We start from the raw sequence: 18,362 nt of genomic DNA, 5'->3' as shown, positions 1-18,362 counted from the left end.
ATCTGCTGCTGGTCAGTCTGCACATTCGGTAGAGTGCTGAAGCACTATGGCTGGACAAGATGTGCAGTTGGACGCGCTCGACGGCAAGCTCCTCGCGCTGCTCGCGGCGGAGCCCCGGATCGGGGTGCTGGAGCTCTCCCGCCGGCTGGCGGTGGCCCGCGGCACGGTCCAGGCCCGGCTGGACAAGCTGATCGCGCGGGGCGCGATCCGCGGCTTCGGCCCGGACGTGTCGCCGGCCGCGATCGGCTACGGCGTGATGAGCTTCGTCACCCTGGAGATCAGCCAGCGGTACGGCCACCCGGCGGTGACCGCGCACCTGGCGGACATCCCGGAGGTCCTCGAGGCGCACACGATCACCGGCAGCGGGGACCTGATGTGCCGGATCGTGGCCCGTTCGAACGCTGACCTGCAACGGGTCATCGACGAGATCGTCACCTACGAGGGGATCCTGCGGGCGTCGACCATCATCGCGCTGGCCGAGCAGATCCCGTACCGCACCATGCCGCTGGTCCGGGCGGCAAGCCGGGCATAAGCCCGCGACACGGGCCTTTCGGGCTCGCGGTCGAGGCCTGTCGATCTCGTTACCGTGTCCGACGTGGCTTCCGGCGGGTCGGCGAAAGGCTACGCGCTGGTCGGCGTCGTGGTCGTCGTCGTCCTGGCCACCACCGGCGTGTGGAACCCGTTCCCGAAGATCTGGTCCTGGATCAACCAGAGCGACCCGATCGCCGAGGGCGTCGCCACCTGGCAGACCCCCATCGGCGGCTCACCCCGCAGCGTCACGATCAGCGGCGGCGCTGTCGTCGTCGAATACAGAACGTCCGTCGAGGCGTACGGGATCACCGCCGGGGTCCGGCTCTGGAAGTCGGACGCCGACTGGGCCGGTGTCGCCGGCGGCGACAGCGACGCGGTCGTGGTCGTCGGGCGCCTGCTGACCAAGGGGTACGAGGTCCTGGACCCGGCCACCGGCGCGGTCCGCCGCCGTGACACCCAGGCCACCGCCGTGTGGACCTACGCCGACGCGGTCCTCGACCTGCGCTGCCCCAAGGCCGGCGAGTGCGAGCTGAGCGCCTGGGAGCCGCGCGGCAGCAAGCCGATGTGGACGATCGGCACTCCCGGCATCGGCTTCGTGCTGGACGCCGCCAACCCGGACCTGCCCGACACGCAGCCGCTGAGCTCGTCGCAGATCGACAGCCGGGCGGCCGGGCCGAGGCGGCTGCCCAACCTCGTCGGGCTGCCCGGCGACGGCAAGATCGACGTGATCGACACCGCCCAGGGCCGGGTCGTGCAGACCCGTACCCCGGCCCGGGACCAGCGTGTCGCCGTGGTCGGCAGCCGCGTCCTCACGGTCACCGGCGAGGCCCGCGACGGCACCTGTTACTACGGCGTCGTCGCGCACGACCCGCCCAACGGCCGGCCGGTCTGGCAGCGGGACGGGCTCAACCTGCGGACCGCCGACAACGGCTCGTCCTGCAAGCAGGAACGCGACCCGGCCGGCGGGGACGAGGTCGTCCTCGGCGTCGACCCGGTGGGCCGCCGCGAGCTGATCTCCGCGCACGACGGCCGGGTGCTGTGGCGGGGCGAACAGGGGCAGGACGTCCTCGCCGTCGACGACCAGTACGCGCTGGTCCGCACCGAGGACAAGCGGACGCTGGTGGCCCGGTCGTTCGGCCGGGGCAAGGTGGCCTGGCGGCGGGGCATCACCGCGGACACGCAGGCCGCGCTGACGCCGTACGCGGCTGTGGTGGCCCAGCGCAAGCCGGCCCGGGTGATCGCGCTGAGCCCGCGTACCGGTGGGGTGCTGACCGAAGCGCGTACCGATGCGAAGGTCTTCGCGGTGGGACCGGGCGGCCTGATCCTGGTCGCCGGGCGGGACATGGCGTACCTGCCGTTCGGCTCGTCGCCCGCACAGTGATCGACCCGTGACCGTGCTGGTTCGCGCCTCGCACGGGCGCTGGCCTAGGCTTGCCCGTCATGAGCAGAGCCGCCGCTTTCTCGTACTCGCCACTGTTGCCGACGGGTGACGACCTGACCGAGTACCGACTCCTGGCCGACGAGGGTGTCGACGTGGTCGAGGGGCCCGGCGGCCGGCGGTTCCTGACCGTCGACCCGAGCTTGCTCACGCTGCTGACGGCCGAGGCTATGCACGACATCGCGCACTTCCTGCGCCCGGCCCACCTGGCCCAGCTGCGGTCCATCATCGACGACCCGAAGGCCTCCCCGAACGACCGGTTCGTGGCCCTGGACCTGCTGCGCAACGCCAACATCGCGGCCGGCGGCGTGCTGCCGATGTGCCAGGACACCGGTACGGCGATCGTGATGGGCAAGCGCGGCCGGCACGTACTGACCGACGGCACCGACGAGCAGGCCATCGCCCAAGGCGTCTACCAGGCGTACACCCGGCTGAACCTGCGCTACTCGCAGCTCGCGCCGCTGACGATGTGGGACGAGCGCAACACCGGCTCCAATCTGCCGGCCCAGATCGAGCTCTACGCCGAGGACCCGGGCGGCCAGCCGGACGCGTACAAGTTCCTGTTTATGGCCAAGGGTGGCGGCTCGGCCAACAAGTCGTACCTCTACCAGGAGACCAAGGCGCTGCTGAACCCGGCGCGGATGATGGAGTTCCTGGACGAGAAGCTGCGCCTGATCGGCACGTCGGCCTGCCCGCCGTACCATCTCGCGGTCGTGATCGGCGGCACCAGCGCCGAGTACGCCCTCAAGACCGCCAAGCTGGCCAGCGCGAAGTACCTGGACAACCTGCCCCGGGCCGGCTCGATGTCCGCGCACGGCTTCCGCGACGTCGAGCTGGAGGCGGCCGTCCTCGAGCTGACCCGCGACTTCGGCATCGGCGCACAGTTCGGCGGCCGTTACTTCTGCCACGACGTACGGGTGATCCGCCTGCCCCGGCACGGCGCGTCCTGCCCGGTGGCGATCGCGGTCTCCTGCTCGGCCGACCGGCAGGCCCTCGCGAAGATCACCCCTTCGGGCGTCTGGCTGGAGCGCCTCGAGCCGGACCCGGCTCGCTACCTGCCGGACGTGACCGACGACAACCTGGAGACCGACGAGGTCGTCCGGGTCGACCTGAACCGGCCGATGGCCGAGATCCGGGCCGAGCTGAGCAAGTATCCGGTCAAGACCCGGCTCTCGCTGACCGGCCCGCTGGTCGTCGCCCGCGACATCGCGCACGCGAAGATCGCCGAACGCCTCGACGCCGGTGAGCCGATGCCGCAGTACCTGCGCGACCACGCGGTCTACTACGCGGGCCCGGCCAAGACCCCCGAGGGTTACGCGTCGGGCTCCTTCGGCCCGACGACCGCCGGCCGGATGGACGCCTACGTGGAGAAGTTCCAGGCCGCGGGCGGCTCCCTGGTGATGCTGGCCAAGGGCAACCGCTCCGGCCAGGTGACCAGCGCCTGCCAGAGCCACGGCGGCTTCTACCTGGGCTCGATCGGCGGCCCGGCGGCCCGGCTGGCCCAGGACTGCATCCGCCACGTCGAGGTCCTGGAGTATCCGGAGCTCGGCATGGAAGCGGTCTGGAAGATCGAGGTCGAGGACTTCCCGGCCTTCATCGTCGTGGACGACAAGGGCAACGACTTCTTCGCCGAGGTCACCAAGCCGGTGCTGAGCATCGGCCGGCGGTAAGGCCGGCCGTCCAGCCTCGGCGCTCAGCTGCCGCAGAGGCCGGCGACCGGGTCCATCCAGTCGGGCATCTTCGTCGCCAGCGTCCGGTCCAGGTCCTTCGTGGTCTTCACCTTGTCGAAGAGGGCCTTGTCGTCGGCGCTCTTGGCGAACTTCGTCGCCGACACCGCGCCCGCCTGCTTGAGCTCGGGGTTCTCGGCGTCCGCGGTCGCCTGGCGCACCTTGGCGGCGACCTCCTTGAGCTCCTTGCTGGCCGACTTGCGGGCCTGCTCCGCCTCGGGGGTCTGCTTCGCCTCCTTGTAGGCGATCATCTTGCCCATCGCGGTGCCGAACTGGGCCACGTCCGCGTCGAAGACCTTGGTCAGCGTCGCGCAGACCTTGCGGTCGCTGGCTTCGTAGTCCGGCTCCGGCACGGTGCTCGTCACCGAGGAGGGCGCCTCCGCCACAGGTGCTTCGGCGATCGGCTCGGCGCCGTTGTCGTCGCTGCTGCAGGCGGCCGCGGTGAGCAGCACGCAGGCGAGAGAGACAGCGGTGAGGGCGGTTCGCATGACAAAGATCCTGTTCGTCGGGGAAGTCCAAACCCCTGGCGACGATACGTTCCGGCCCGGGTGACGTCCAACCGGCGTCCGGCGCGGGAACGCGAACAGCTCGTCCGCAACGATGTCGCGGACGAGCTGAACACCCCCGTTTGTGGGCCGTTCCGCTCCTCTGGGGCGATGTAGGACATCGGAGCGGAACGGCCTGTCCCACAGCTTGCCGTGCGGTGCTCTCGTTCCGCTGTCGTTCCACTCTCGGCGGGGGCCGGTCCGCGAGTGGGATTCGGCTATGGTCGATGCCGATCGACCTGCGGAGATGAGGTGTACCTCCTGTGCGACCAGGCCTGCGTGCGGCCCGCGCCGACCGTCGGGTCAGCCGGCGGTGGCGCACGTGCTGAGGTTCCGCATCCTGGGACCGCTGTCGGTGACCGCCGCCGGGCGTGAGGTGGCGATAACCGCCGGCCGCGACCGCGTGGTGCTGGCCATGTTGCTGCTGCACCAGGGCCGGATCGTCGGCTTCGAGGAGCTGATCGACGCGGTGTGGCCGGATCGGCCACCGGTGACGGCGCGCGGTCAGCTGCAGACCTGTGTGTCCCGGCTACGCCGGACTCTGGGGCCGGACGTCATCCTCACCGACCCGGCCGGCTACGGCATCGGCTGCGGGGAGGAAGACCTCGACGCCGCTGTCTTCATCCGGCTGATCAGTCAGGCCCGGGCCGTGGCCGCGGGCGGGGACACCGTGGCGGGTCGCGAACTCTTCCGGAAAGCTCTGGGCCTCTGGCGCGGGCCGGTGCTGACGGGCCTGGACGTGCCGGCGGTGCGGCAGCGCGGCGCGGTGCTCGACGAGCAGTACGCGTCGGCCGTCGAGGACCGGGTGGACCTGGACCTGGCCGCCGACCGGGACCCGGATCTGCTCGCCGAGCTGACCGGGCTCGTCGAGCGGTTCCCGTTGCGGGAGCGGCTGCGCGCGCAACTGATGCTGGCGCTGCACCGGGCCGGTCGGCAGGCCGGAGCCCTGGCCGAGTACCGCCGCTTCCGCGACCTCGTACGCGAGGAGCTGGCTATCGAGCCGGGTGCGGCGCTGCAGGAAGTGCATCGGCGGATCCTGCTCGGTGAGCCGGCCGCCCCGCGGCCCCCCGCGCCCGGTCCGGAAGCGGTGGACAGCCTTCCGCGGGTGGTCGGTGACTTCACCGGCCGGGACGAGCTGACCGCCCGCCTGCTGGCGACCATGGACAGCGCTGATCCGGTGCCGGCCGTCCGGGTCATCGACGGGATGGCGGGCAGCGGCAAGACGACTTTCGCGGTCCACCTCGCCGGGCTGCTCCGGGACCGTTTCCCCGATGCGAGCCTCTTCGTCGACCTGCAGGGTCACAGCGATGAACGGCCCCTGCTGCCCGAGGCGGCCCTCGTGACGCTGCTCCGGCAGCTGGGCGTGCCGGCCGACCACATCCCCGACCACCTGGACGAGCGCGTCCGGCTGTGGCGCGGTGAGCTGGCCACCCGCCGATCCATCGTCGTGCTCGACAACGCCGCTTCGACGGCCCAGGTCCTGCCGCTGCTGCCGGCGTCCGGCAACACGCTGGTGCTGATCACCAGCCGGCGCCGGCTGGCCGGGCTCGACGGTGTGCAGCCCGAGTCGCTGCCGGTCCTCGACGACGCCGAGGCGGTGGCGCTGCTGGCGCGGATCGTCGGGGCACGGGTCGCCGCGGAGCCCGAGGCCGCCCTCGAGGTGGTCCGGCGCTGCGGGCGGCTGCCGCTGGCCATCCGGCTCGCCGGTGCCCGGCTCGCCCACCGGCCCCGCTGGCAGGTCGCCGACCTGCTGCGCCGGCTGGGCGACGCGGCGCTGCCCGAGCTGGCTGCCGAGGACCGTACGGTCGCGAGCGCGTTCGCCCTGTCGTACGGGCAGTTGCCGGAACGGGCCCAGCGGATGTTCCGGCTGCTCGGGTTGCACCCCGGTGAGCGGTTCGAGGCGCTCGCCGCCGCGGCCCTCGCGGACGAGTCCTTGGCGTCCGCCCGCGACCTGCTGGACGACCTGCTCGACGTGCACCTGGTGGAGGAGCCCGAGCCGGAGGTGTACCGGCTGCACGATCTGCTCCGTGAGTACGCCGAGATGCTCGCGGCGGAGCTGTCCGCGGCCGAGCGCCGGGACGCCGTGGGGCGCCTGCTCGACTTCCATCTGCACGCGTTCCTCGCCGCGAACGACGGACCGCAGCGCGCCATCGTGGCAGTGGATCTGGGGTCGGCCACGCCGCGCCGTCCGGACCTGGCCGCCGCCCTCGAGGATCCCATCGCCCACCTGGAGCGGGAACGGCCGAATCTGGCCGCGTTCGCCGACGCGGCGATGGCCGCCGACCAGCCGGAACTGGTGTGGCGGCTGCCCCGGGCGGCCTGGCGTTTCCTCTACACCCGGGGCTACGTCACGGAGGTCGACGCGTTGCTGCGCCGCGGACTCGAGGCCGCGCGGGAGCTGGGCGACGACTCCGCGGTGGCGATCAGTGCGAACTATCTCGCCTCGTCCGCGCAGCGCCTCGGGCGCCGGGACGAGGCCCGGGGTCTGCTCGAGCTCGCGATCCGGCTCAGCCGTGGGATCGACGCTGTCAACACCGTGCGGTCGATGGGCAATCTGGCCGTCATCTACGAGTCCGAGGGCCGCTTCGACAAGATGATCGAATGCAGCCGGCAGGCCCTGCGCATCGGCCTGAGCGTTCCGTCCGACCGGGTGCACGCGGGGCTGCAACACGGTGCTGTCGGGGCCGGCCACGCCCGGCTCGGCCGGTTCGGGCCGGCGTTGCACCACCTGCGGTTGCGGTTGCAGCTGGCGACCACGACCGAAGACACCGTGGGCGTCGCATCGAGCCTGCACCACATTGCCCGGGTCAAGTGGCAGGCCGGGCTGGCCGGCGCCGCCACCACCCGACGCATGCTCACCGCGGCGCTGCGGCTGAGCCGTTCGGTCGGATGGACCATCGGTGAGGCCGAGGGTCTCGGCCAGCTGGCCCAGCTGGACCACGCCGAGGGGCACACCGGGACGGCCATCGAGCAGGTGGAACAGGCCATCGCGGTCGTCGACCGCATCGGTCACCACCGGTACGGGGCCTGGTACCGCGTCCACCGCGGTGCCTTCCTGCTGGCGGTCGGCGACGTCGCCGGTGCCGCGGAGAGCTGCGAGGACGCGCTGCGGTTGGCGCGCACCAGGTTCCCGTACGAATGGGCACTGGCTCTGTCCGGCCGGGCCGCGGTCCATCTCGCGCAGGGTGATGCCGGGTCCGCCCGACGGCTCCTGGAGCAGGCGCTGACCATGTTCGCCCGGATGGGCGTGCCCGAGCGCCACGACGTCGAGCGGCGGCTGGCGGAGCTCGACAGTGGCCAGGATCAACTGCGGACCCCGGCCGGCGGGGGCAGGATGGAAGCGTGACGACGACTGACGAGAGTGGTTACCGGATCGAACGCGACACCATGGGCGAGGTCCGGGTCCCGGCCGACGCCCTCTGGCGGGCGCAGACCCAGCGGGCGGTGGAGAACTTCCCGATCTCCGGACGCGGGCTCGAACCCGCGCACATCCGGGCCCTGGCCCAGATCAAGGGCGCGGCCGCGCAGGTCAACGCGTCGCTGGGGGTGCTGGAGGACGACCTGGCGAAGGCCATCGTGGCGGCCGCCGCGCACGTCGCCGACGGTGGTTACGACGACCAGTTCCCGATCGACGTGTTCCAGACCGGCTCCGGCACGTCGTCCAACATGAACACCAACGAGGTCATCGCCGAGCTGGCGACCCGGGCGCTGGGCCGGCCGGTGCACCCCAACGACCACGTCAACGCCTCGCAGTCCAGCAACGACGTGTTCCCCTCGTCGATCCACCTGGCCGCCACCGAGGCGATGACCAGCAGCCTGATCCCGGCCCTGGACCACCTCGTGGTCGCGCTGAGCGCGAAGGCCAACGACTGGTCGCAGGTCGTCAAGTCCGGCCGCACCCACCTCATGGACGCGACGCCGGTCACCCTGGGTCAGGAGTTCTCCGGGTACGCGGCGCAGATCCAGAACGGCATCGACCGGCTCACCGACACCCTGCCCCGGCTGGCCGAGCTGCCGCTGGGTGGCACCGCGGTCGGCACCGGGGTGAACACTCCGCCCGGCTTCGCGCCCGCGGTGATCTCGCTGCTCAAGGAGATGACCGGGCTGCCGCTGAGCGAGGCGCGCAACCACTTCGAGGCCCAGGGCGCCCGGGACGCGCTGGTCGAGGCGTCCGGGCAGCTGCGGGTCGTCGCGGTCAGCCTCTACAAGATCGTGAACGACATCCGGTGGATGGGCTCGGGACCGCGGGCCGGCCTGCGCGAACTGCGCCTGCCCGACCTGCAGCCGGGCTCGTCGATCATGCCGGGCAAGGTGAACCCGGTGGTGCCCGAGTCGGTCCGCCAGGTCGTCGCCCAGGTCATCGGCAACGACGCGGCGGTCGCCTTCGCCGGCACCCAGGGCGACTTCGAGCTCAACGTGATGCTGCCGGTGATGGCGCGAAACGTGCTGGAGTCGATCAAGCTGCTGGCCGCGGCCGCCCGGATGCTCGCCGACCGCTGCATCGACGGGCTCGAGGTCAACGAGGAGGTGGTCCGCGGCTACGCCGAGGGATCGCCGTCCATCGTCACGCCGCTCAACCGCTTCCTCGGCTACGACGAGGCCGCGGCGATCGCCAAGCAGGCCCTCAAGGAGGACAAGACCATCCGCGCCGTCGTCATCGAGCGCGGTCACGTGACGAACGGCACGCTGACCGAGGAGCAGCTCGACACGGCCCTCGACGTGCTCCGGATGACCCGCCCCTGAGCGGCTGTGGACGAGCTTGTGGATAACCCCCCGCCCGGCGTCACTCGGGCGGGAGGTTACTTCGTGGCGGAGGTCGGTACCCTTGTACGGTGACGCTCCGCCTGCATGACACCGCGACCCGATCCGTCCGGGACTTCGTCCCGATGACGCCCGGTCAGGTCGGTATCTACCTGTGCGGCCTCACCGTCCAGTCGGTGCCGCACATCGGTCACCTGCGGTCCGCGGTCAACTACGACGTGTTGCGGCGCTGGCTGCTGCACATCGGCCTCGACGTGACCTTCGTCCGCAACATCACCGACGTGGACGACAAGATCCTGGTGAAGTCGCTGGAGACGGGCCGCCCCTTCTGGGCGATCGCGTACGCGAACAAGCTCGTCCTCGACGCCGACTACCGCTCCCTCAACGTGCTGCCACCGACGTACGAGCCGCTGGCCACCGGGCACATCACCGAGATGCACGAGCTGATCGCCGAGCTGATCGAGCTCGGGCACGCGTACGTGTCGGCCGAGGGCACCGGCGACGTGTACTTCGACGTCCCCAGCTACCGCGAGTACGGCTCGCTGTCCGGGCAGCGCCCGGAGGACATGCTCTCCGCCGGCGAGGCACCCGAACGCGGCAAGCGCCACCCCGCCGACTTCGCCCTGTGGAAGGGCGTCAAGGCCGACGAGCCGGGCGACGCGTCCTGGGCCTCCCCGTGGGGCCGCGGCCGGCCCGGCTGGCACATCGAGTGCTCCGCGATGGCCCGGCGCTACCTCGGCGCCGAGTTCGACATCCACGGCGGCGGCCTCGACCTGACCTTCCCGCACCACGAGAACGAGATCGCCCAGTCGCACTCGGCCGGGCTGTCGTTCGCCCGCTACTGGGTGCACCACGCGCTGCTCAACCTCGGCGAGGCCAAGATGAGCAAGTCGCTGGGCAACGTGATCGACGTGCAGGCGGTGCTGGCCATGGGCATCCGCCCGGTCGAGCTGCGCTACTACCTGGGCGTGCCGCACTACCGCTCCCGCATCGACTACTCCGACGAAGCGCTGCGAGAGGCCGCCACGGCGTACCGCCGGATCGAGGGTTTCGTGCAGCGGGCGGTCGAGGTCGTCGGCTCCGGCCGGCCGAAGGACGTGCCGCCGGCCTTCGCCGCGGCGATGAACGACGACCTGAACACCTCGGCGGCGCTGGCCGTCGTGCACGACACGATCCGCGAGGGCAACACCGCGCTGGCCGCGAGCGACGAGACCGGCGTGCGCGCCGCCCTGACCGAGGTCAGGGCGATGCTGGGCGTGCTGGGGCTGGACCCGCTCGACGACGCCTGGCGCAGCGGCGACGAGGGCGGCGACCTCAAGCCGATCGTCGACTCGCTGGTGGCGCTCGCACTCGAGCAGCGCGCACAGGCGCGCGCACGCAAGGACTGGGCGGCGGCCGACTCGGTCCGCGACCAGTTGAAACACGCGGGAGTTCAGGTGGAGGACACTCCGGCCGGGCCGCGCTGGACGGTAGGAGAGCAGCACTGATGCCGGGTAATTCGTTCAATGTGAGCAAGCGCGTGTCGGCCAAGAAGGGCGCCACTGCCGGCTCCGGCGGTAAGAACAGGTCGAGCTCGGGCCTCAAGGGCCGGGGCAAGACGCTGCCCGCCGACGAGCGGCCCTGGCACAAGGGCTACTCCGGCACCGAGAAGCTGCCCGACAAGACGGCGCGCAAGCAGGACAAAGAGCGGCGCGCCGCCGCCGCCGAGGGCCGCGCGCCCAAGGTCGGCGTCCCGGGCACCAAGGACACCACCTGGGGTCGCGGCGGCGGCCGGGGCACCTCCGGCCGGCCGGCCCAGCAGCGGGGCAACCGCCCGCAGGGCCGCACCGGTCCCCGGATCGCCCCCGGACGCAAGTCCAACCCGACCCGGGAAGGTCCCGAGCTGCTGCTCGGCCGCAACCCGGTGAACGAGGCGCTGCGCGCGTCCATCCCGGCGACGGCCCTCTACGTGGCGCAGGGCATCGATCTTGATGACCGGGTCGTCGAGATCGTCCGCACGGCCGGTGACCGGGGCATCCCGATCCTGGAGATCAGCCGGCTCGAGCTCGACCGGATGACCGGCGGCGTCCTGCACCAGGGCGTCGGGCTGCAGGTGCCTCCTTTCGCGTACGAGAATTTCGACGACCTCGTGGCCGCGGCGATGGAGCAGACCGCGCCGCTGCTGGTGGCCCTGGACGGGGTGACCGACCCGCGCAACCTGGGCGCGGTGATCCGCTCGGTGGCCGCGTTCGGTGCGCACGGCGTCTTCATGACCGAGCGCCGGGCGGCCGGCATCACGGCGACCGCGTGGCGCACCAGCGCCGGCGCAGCCGCACGGGTGCCGGTGTCCCAGGTGGTCAACCTGACCCGCTCGATCAAGGCCGCCCAGCAGGCCGGTTTCACCGCGATCGGCCTGGACGCCGACGGCGAGACCGACCTGTACCAGCTCGAGGTCGCTGTCGGCCCGCTGCTGGTGGTCGTCGGCTCCGAGGGCCGCGGCCTGTCGAGGCTGGTCGGCGAGACCTGCGACCTGCGCGTGAGCATCCCGATGATGTCCGAGGTGGAGTCGCTGAACGCCAGCGTCGCCGCCGCGGTCACCCTCGCCGAAGTGTCCCGCCGCCGCATCTACGGGTAGTCGCGGCCTGCCTGTAACGTGACGGGCCGAGTGGACCGTGGCGCGGAGGAGCAGGGCATGACCGACGGCATGGCGCGCGGCGGTTGGCTGCTCGGCGTCGACCTCGGCACGTCGCACACGGTGGCGATGCTGCGCCGGCCCGACGGCCGCACCCGGCCGTTGCTCTTCGACGGCCAGCCGCTGCTGCCGTCGGCGGTCTACCTGGACACAACCGGCCGGCTGCACGTCGGCCGGGACGCGGTCCGGCTCGGTCAGGCCGAGCCGGGCCGGCTGGAACCGAACCCGAAACGGCACGTCGACGCGGAGACCGTCCTGCTCGGCGACACCGAGGTGCCGACGGCTGACCTGCTGGCGGCGCTGCTCGGCGCGGTGGCCCGGGAGGCCGTCGCGGCCACCGGCTTCCTGCCGGCGGCCGTGCTGACCTATCCGGCGGCCTGGGGCGCCCGGCGTCGCGAGGTGCTGACGACCGCGCTGGCCCGAGCCGGTTGGCCGCCGGCCACGCAGTTGCTGCCCGAGCCGGTCGCGGCGGCGCGTTACTTCGTGGACGTACTGCGCCGCCCGGTGCCGGTCGGATCGGCGTTGGCAGTCTTTGATTTTGGCGGCGGCACGCTGGACATCGCCGTTGTCCGCAACGAGGGAGTTACGCCGGAGGGGCTGCCGCGGTTCGCGGTCGCTGCGTCCGGCGGGATCGACGACCTCGGCGGACTCGATCTTGATGCGGCGCTGGTCGAGCATCTCGGTGCTGAGCTGAGTGGCAGCGAGCCGGGCGCGTGGGCGGCGTTGGTCGAGCCGGTCACGCTGGCCCAGTGGCGGGCGCGGCGGCAGTTCTGGGAGGACGTTCGCGGGGCGAAGGAGATGCTGTCTCGAACGGCCCTCGCTCCGGTGCCGGTGCCGGGGGTGGAGCACGCGGCGCATCTGACCCGGGACGAGTTCGAGACCGCGGCGGGGCCGTTGCTGCGGCGCGGGGTGGCTGAGGCCGGCGTCGTGATCCGGGCGGCTGGGGTGGCGCCGACCGAGCTGGCCGGGTTGTTCCTGGTCGGTGGGTCTTCGCGGGTGCCGTTGGTGGCCCGGCTGCTGCACGGGGAGCTGGGCATCGCGCCTACGGTGCTGGAACAGCCGGAGCTGCCGGTGGCGGAGGGCGCGATCATCGCGGTCGCCGCGGCCGACGACGCGGTGGCCCCGGCGGAGCCGGTGGACGTGGCAAGGCAGGACAACGCGGAAGCCGGGGCGAAGCCGGTGAGCGGCGGCGCGCCGGATGATGGGGCGGTCCAGGCTGGGGCGCCCGATGGTTCGGGGGTGCAAGCCGCGCCGGTGGGTGCCGGAACGCCGGACAACGCGGCGACCCCGGCTGCGCCGATGCGTCCGGCGGCGGTGCCGCCGATCACCGACACCATGACCCATCCCGCGCCCGCTGCCGGGACTTCCGGGCCCGCGCTTCTCGGCACCGAAGCTATGCACCTGAACGCCATTGCGCCGATCTCCACGGAGACGGATGTGGCCGCAGCCTCGCCCGCCGCAGTCCCCGCGGCCGGACCGTCCGCTGCCGCGCCGCAAAACCCGCAGCTGTCCGCTGCCCCGCCGGAACACCCCCAGCCGTCCGCTGCCCCGCCGCCCCACGCCAAGCCGCCTGCCATGGTTGCCGGCGGCGGCTCAGCGGGCGCGGAGCCGCAGTACGCCGAGCCCGTTGATCCCTGGGCGACCGGTGAGGCAGCCGCCTTCGGCAACGCGGGCGGACCCGTGCTCCATCCGGTGTCCGGTGCCCCGGTCTCGGGCGCTGCGACACCACCGGGTGCCCCGTCGTGGCTGGCGTCCACGCATCCCGATCCCGAACCGGGGGCGCGAGCCAAGCTCCCGGCGTACAAGCGGAAGTTGGTCTGGATTGTCGCGGCCGTGACGGCCGTCGTGCTGGGGGCCGCCGCGACCGTTGTCGTGCTGTTCTGGCCGGGGTATCCGGCGCTGGACTACGAGCCGCTCGCCGATCTGCACCGGATCAAGCCCGCCGTGCCGGTCAGTTCCGCTTTCAGTGCCGCCGCGCTGCGGGACGGCCGGGCCTATTTCGCCAGCGCCGATGACACGAACACGCTCGGGGTTGTCGCGGCGGCGACCGATACCGGTAAGACCGCCTGGACCAGCACGGCCGCCGGGTCCGCCAATCGCTGGGAGTTCTTCTTCACCATTCCCGACGCCGTTGTCGCCATCACCGGCATTGATTCGATCACCGGGCAGCGGCGGGTTGTGCTGCTCGATGCGGACGATGGTAAGAAGCGCTGGGAACGGGCCATGGACGGCTACGACAACGTGCTTTTCGCCGGGGACCGGGTGGTTCTCATCGACCGCCGCGAGGGCCGGCTGCTCGGGCTTGATCCGCGTACCGGCAAGGGTGTGTGGGAGAAGCGGAACCCCAAGAGCGAGTACGGGCAGACCACCACCCAGGTCGTCGCCGTCACGACCGAGGATGACTTCGCCGGTCCCGCCGGCACCGACGGGGTTGCGTTCGCCGAGCCTTTTGATGACGACGAACGGATCGTGCAGATCGGTGCCGACGACTCTGCGCAGGTCAGAGACGCCACAAGCGGTGAGGTGGTGGCCGGGCCGCGGCAGAGCGTGGCGCAGACCGACGACAAGGTCATCGCGCACAACGGCCGGCTCATCGTGGCCGAGTCCACCGATGCGCACCGGCTGTTCGCCTACGACCTGAAGAAGCTGGAGCCGAAGCTGCTCTACACCCCGCCGAGCACGAACTCGCGGCTTGAGCATCTGACGCCGTGCGGCGCGGACCGGATCTGCCTGACCGAGACCACCGGTTCCGACGCCAAGACCGCTCAGGTGGTGGCGATCAACGCCGCGGATGGCGGGGTGGTGTGGCGGCGTGCCGTGGCGAACGCCGAGGACCTGGTCGCGGTCGGCGAAGCAGTGCTCGTCCCGCAGAACACGTCGCCGGCGCAGGTCAGCCTGGTCGAATCCGATGGGCGGATCGCCTGGACCCGGGCCGGGGTCGCCGGACGGCTGGACGCCGGTAACACCCTGCAGTTCTCCAAGGCGCTGTCGACCTCCGCGGACGATCCCGCGCTGGCCGGCGAGCACGTCGGTGACAAGGCCGTTCCGCTCGGGTCGCTGGCCGACGTACGGTCCTCGACCTGCGCCTGGGACACCAGCCACCTGGCCTGTGTCGCCGACGCGGACTTCATCATCCAGCGGTTCGCCGCCGAATAGCCGAACGGGCGGCCCCCGAGGGGACCGCCCGTTCGCTGACTAGCTGATTCAGATGCGCTCGCCGGTGGTGGCGTTGAAGACGTGCACGCTCTCGGTCTGCGGCTTGATGAACACGGTCTCGCCCATGGTCGGCATGTTGCGCCGGTCGGTGCGGACCACGAACCGCTCCGAGCTGCCCTCGAGGGCCGCGTGGCCGTAGACGTTGGCGTCCGAGCCGAGGTCCTCGACCAGGTCGACGACGATCGGCAGGCCACCCGCGGTCGGGGCGACCAGGTCGGTCGCCTCGGGGCGGAAGCCGATGGTCACCTTGCCGTTGCCCTGCGCGGCCGCGACCTGCTCGCGGGTCAGCGGCACGGCCAGCTCCGCGAAGCTCGCGCCGCCCTCGATCAGGCCGACGGTCTTGATGTTCATGGCCGGGGAGCCGATGAAGCCGGCGACGAAGACGTTGCCGGGCTTGTCGTACAGCGCCCGCGGGGTGTCGCACTGCTGCAGCACGCCGTCGAGCATGACCGCCACCCGGTGGCCCATCGTCATGGCCTCGACCTGGTCGTGGGTCACGTAGACGGTGGTGATGCCGAGCTTGGCCTGCAGGGTGGCGATCTGCGAGCGGGTCTGCACGCGCAGCTTGGCGTCGAGGTTCGACAGCGGCTCGTCCATGAGGAAGACCTGCGGCTCACGCACGATCGCGCGGCCCATGGCGACACGCTGGCGCTGGCCACCGGAGAGCGCCTTCGGCTTGCGGCTCAGGTACTCGTCGAGCTGGAGCAGCTGGGCGGCTTCCTTGACCCGGCGGTCGATCTCCGACTTCGAGGTCTTGCGCAGCTTCAGGGCGAACGCCATGTTCTCGTACACCGACATGTGCGGGTACAGGGCGTAGTTCTGGAACACCATCGCGATGTCACGCGACTTCGGGGGGAGGTTCGTGACGTCCTTGCCCTCGATCAGGATGCGACCGCGGTCCACATCCTCGAGACCGGCGAGCATCCGCAGGCTGGTGGACTTACCGCAACCGGAGGGGCCGACCAGGACCAGGAACTCGCCGTCGCCGACCTCGAGGGTGAGCTCGTTGACCGCGGGGCGCTCCTGTCCGGGATAAATCCGGGACGCCTTGTCGTACGTGACCGTAGCCATGGTGAATCTACTTCCTTTCCACCGGCAGGAACGTGCCGGACGATCCGAGTGGGAGGAACAGTGTGGTGAGCCACACGCTGGTCACCGTAGGTCTTTTTTCCGCAACTGCCAAGGCGAGCGCCCGGTAAAGGGCGTTTCGGCCTGTCAGACGGCAACCGGTATGCTGATGCCCGCGCCCCTGTAGCTCAGTTGGCCAGAGCACCTGTCTTGTAAACAGGATGTCGTCGGTTCGATTCCGACCGGGGGCTCCTAGGGTGGCGCCATGCGCATCGAGCGGGTCGTGGACGTCGCGGCCGTACACCTCGCGGCAGCTCTTTTCGACGGGCCGCCGCTGGCGGCCGCGACGGAGAAGTTTCTCGCTCAGCCGGACCACCATCTGCTTTTCGCCTATCTCGGCGACCGCCCGGTCGGCATGATCTCCGGGGTGGAGACCACCCATCCGGACAAAGGCACCGAGATGTTCGTGTACGAGCTGGGCGTCCTGCCCGACGCCCGGCTGCTCGGCGTCGGCACGGCCCTGGTCCGGGCGCTGGCCGAGCTGGCCCGCGAGCGCGGCTGTTACGGCATGTGGGTGGCGACCGAGGTCGACAACGAGGCCGCGCAGGCCACCTACCGCCGGGCGGGCGCCACCGAGCAGACGCCGTTCGTGCTGCTGAACTGGGATCTCACTGTGGGAGACGGGGCACCATGACGTTCACCGAGGCACGGCGTGGCTGGCTGACGCCGATGCGGGCCCGGTCGGCCGACGAGAACCACCGCGTCGCCACCCCGCTCGAGCTCTTCTTCGACCTCTGTTTTGTGGTCGCGGTCGCGCAGGCCGCCGTGCCGCTGCATCACGCCGTCTCCGAGAACCACGTGTGGGACGGGGTCACCAGCTACCTGATGGTCTTCTTCGCCATCTGGTGGGCGTGGATGAACTTCACCTGGTTCGCGTCGGCGTACGACACCGACGACGACGTCTACCGGATCACCTCGTTCGTGCAGATCGCCGGCGCGTTGGTGCTGGCGGCCGGCGTCTCCTCGGCGTTCGACGACGGCAACTACGTCGGCATCACGATCGGCTACGTGATCATGCGGCTGGCCATGGTGGCGCAGTGGCTGCGGGCCGCCCGCGCCGATCGGCAGCGCCGGGCCACCGCACTGCTGTACGCGGCCGGCATCGCCGTCGTCCAGGTTCTCTGGCTGCTGCGGCTGGCGCTGCCGGACGAGTGGGGCACGCCGTCGTTCCTGGTGCTGGTCGTCGCCGAGCTGCTCGTGCCGATCATCGCCGAGCGGGCCCCGGGCGGCCCGACCACCTGGCACCCGCACCACATCGCCGAACGCTACGGCCTGTTCACGATCATCATGCTGGGCGAGGCGGTGTCGGCGGCGACGATCGCGATCCGCACCGGCCTGGACACCGGCGAGTACGTCGCCGACCTGGTGTCGATCGCGGTGGCCGGGCTGGTCGTCGTCTTCGCGCTGTGGTGGCTGTACTTCGACCGTTCGGCGCAGGGGCTGCTGACCTCGCTGCGGGCCGGGATGCTGTGGGGCTACGGCCACTACTTCATCTTCGGGTCGGCCGCGGCGGCCGGGGTCGGCATCGCGGTGGCGGTCGACTACGCCACCCACCATGCGCACATCTCGGGGGTCACGGCCGGGTTCGCGCTGGCCGTACCGGTGGCGCTCTATCTGTTCTTCGTCTGGCTGCTGCACATCCGCCCGCACCAGCAGGGGGCGCTCGTGGTGGCTTATCCGGCGGTGGCCGTGCTGGCGTTGCTGGCGCCGTTCGGGCCGAAGCCTGTGTTCGTGATCGCGGGGCTGCTGGTGGTGCTGGTGGCGATCACGGTGGCTGTCGGCCGCCGAGTGCCGGACCGGATCGAGTCAGGAAGCTAGCCGGCGCCGTTGCGCACCCGGTCCGAGGGCGGCCAGACGTACGGCAGGTCGGCCGGGACCTCGCCGAACAGCGGCCGGTAGAAGTCGGGGTCCTTGCGGAACAGTGCGGACCGGTGGCTCAGGTGCAGCGCCTCGTCGCCGAGCCAGGGTGGCAGTTCGCCGGCCGCCGCCAGCTCCTCCTGGGTGCGGATCACCGTGATGCCTCGGGCCTCGGCGACGTCCGCCCGCATCGTGGCGGCGGTGGTGTCGGCGCGACCCGTGGAGATCCAGACCTCGCACATGTCGAGGCCGTACCGGACGAGCGCCTCCTCGTAGCCGATCCACATCTTCACCGCCGGGTGGTGGCGCCAGCCGTACGTCGGCAGCGTCAGCCCGCGCAGCACCTGCACGGTCTCCACCCGCTGTTTGCCCAGCCGTTTCTGGTCCAGAGCGTGAGCGCTGGCGAGGAAGTCCGGGTAGGGAAGGAATGTCTGCATCCGTTGATGATCCGCCCTTGAAGTCCTGGTTCGAAGCAGGATGTCTTACGG

Annotated in this window: 13 protein-coding genes and 1 tRNA gene; 11 read left to right on the top strand and 3 right to left on the bottom strand. The window is 71.3% G+C overall.

Annotated features, from left to right (window positions below; all coding sequences use genetic code 11):
* Positions 1-46: 46 nt before the first annotated feature.
* The 3 genes from ACQP2Y_RS44715 (at position 47) to ACQP2Y_RS44705 (ending at position 3,639) form a co-directional block, all read left to right on the top strand.
* Complete coding sequence (locus tag ACQP2Y_RS44715) at positions 47-532, top strand: Lrp/AsnC family transcriptional regulator (protein ID WP_360820962.1); 486 nt, start codon at positions 47-49, stop codon at positions 530-532.
* A 63-nt stretch (positions 533-595) separates the two neighbouring features.
* Positions 596-1,912, top strand: a complete 1,317-nt coding sequence (locus tag ACQP2Y_RS44710) for a hypothetical protein (protein WP_433722749.1) — start codon at positions 596-598, stop codon at positions 1,910-1,912.
* Between the two features lie 59 nt (positions 1,913-1,971).
* Entirely contained in the window at positions 1,972-3,639 is a 1,668-nt protein-coding gene (locus ACQP2Y_RS44705; protein ID WP_360820956.1) for a fumarate hydratase, read from the top strand.
* A 23-nt stretch (positions 3,640-3,662) separates the two neighbouring features.
* Here ACQP2Y_RS44705 and ACQP2Y_RS44700 read toward each other — a convergent pair whose 3' ends face one another.
* Entirely contained in the window at positions 3,663-4,184 is a 522-nt protein-coding gene (locus tag ACQP2Y_RS44700) for a hypothetical protein (RefSeq protein ID WP_360820954.1), read from the bottom strand.
* A 379-nt stretch (positions 4,185-4,563) separates the two neighbouring features.
* Here ACQP2Y_RS44700 and ACQP2Y_RS44695 point away from each other — a divergent pair, with 379 nt between their 5' ends.
* From ACQP2Y_RS44695 to ACQP2Y_RS44675, 5 genes are all read left to right on the top strand, one after another.
* Positions 4,564-7,587 (top strand): BTAD domain-containing putative transcriptional regulator, encoded by a 3,024-nt coding sequence (locus ACQP2Y_RS44695; protein WP_433722746.1) that lies wholly within the window; start codon positions 4,564-4,566, stop codon positions 7,585-7,587.
* Positions 7,588-7,628: 41 nt separating this feature from the next.
* The gene (locus ACQP2Y_RS44690; protein WP_433732358.1) at positions 7,629-8,984 is read left to right on the top strand and encodes a class II fumarate hydratase; all 1,356 of its coding nucleotides are present in this window, start codon (positions 7,629-7,631) and stop codon (positions 8,982-8,984) included.
* An 89-nt stretch (positions 8,985-9,073) separates the two neighbouring features.
* Entirely contained in the window at positions 9,074-10,489 is a 1,416-nt protein-coding gene (gene cysS, locus ACQP2Y_RS44685) for a cysteine--tRNA ligase (protein ID WP_433722744.1), read from the top strand.
* Positions 10,489-11,616 (top strand): 23S rRNA (guanosine(2251)-2'-O)-methyltransferase RlmB, encoded by a 1,128-nt coding sequence (rlmB, locus tag ACQP2Y_RS44680; protein ID WP_433722742.1) that lies wholly within the window; start codon positions 10,489-10,491, stop codon positions 11,614-11,616. Before cysS ends, rlmB begins: the two co-directional genes overlap by 1 nt.
* A gap of 57 nt (positions 11,617-11,673) precedes the next feature.
* Positions 11,674-14,829 (top strand): Hsp70 family protein, encoded by a 3,156-nt coding sequence (locus tag ACQP2Y_RS44675; RefSeq protein ID WP_433722740.1) that lies wholly within the window; start codon positions 11,674-11,676, stop codon positions 14,827-14,829.
* 48 nt (positions 14,830-14,877) lie between these two features.
* On the opposite strand, the gene ACQP2Y_RS44670 is transcribed toward ACQP2Y_RS44675, so the two are convergent.
* On the bottom strand, positions 14,878-15,960 hold the full coding sequence (locus ACQP2Y_RS44670; protein ID WP_433722738.1) for an ABC transporter ATP-binding protein: 1,083 nt from the start codon (positions 15,958-15,960) through the stop codon (positions 14,878-14,880).
* 174 nt (positions 15,961-16,134) lie between these two features.
* On the opposite strand from ACQP2Y_RS44670, the gene ACQP2Y_RS44665 reads away from it, so the two are divergent.
* From ACQP2Y_RS44665 to ACQP2Y_RS44655, 3 genes are all read left to right on the top strand, one after another.
* A tRNA-Thr gene (locus ACQP2Y_RS44665) sits at positions 16,135-16,208 on the top strand.
* A gap of 14 nt (positions 16,209-16,222) precedes the next feature.
* Entirely contained in the window at positions 16,223-16,651 is a 429-nt protein-coding gene (locus ACQP2Y_RS44660; RefSeq protein WP_433722736.1) for a GNAT family N-acetyltransferase, read from the top strand.
* A complete protein-coding gene (locus ACQP2Y_RS44655) occupies positions 16,648-17,835 on the top strand; it encodes a low temperature requirement protein A (protein WP_433722734.1) in 1,188 nt (395 codons plus the stop codon). Before ACQP2Y_RS44660 ends, ACQP2Y_RS44655 begins: the two co-directional genes overlap by 4 nt.
* On the opposite strand, the gene ACQP2Y_RS44650 is transcribed toward ACQP2Y_RS44655, so the two are convergent.
* Complete coding sequence (locus ACQP2Y_RS44650; protein WP_433722732.1) at positions 17,832-18,311, bottom strand: MSMEG_6728 family protein; 480 nt, start codon at positions 18,309-18,311, stop codon at positions 17,832-17,834. The genes ACQP2Y_RS44655 and ACQP2Y_RS44650 overlap by 4 nt on opposite strands.
* Positions 18,312-18,362 lie beyond the last annotated feature (51 nt).

It is taken from the genome of Actinoplanes sp. CA-051413, assembly GCF_050955795.1.
Lineage (GTDB): Bacteria > Actinomycetota > Actinomycetes > Mycobacteriales > Micromonosporaceae > Actinoplanes.
Note: the sequence above shows the minus strand (reverse complement) of the source record. Positions and strands in the feature narration are given on the sequence as shown.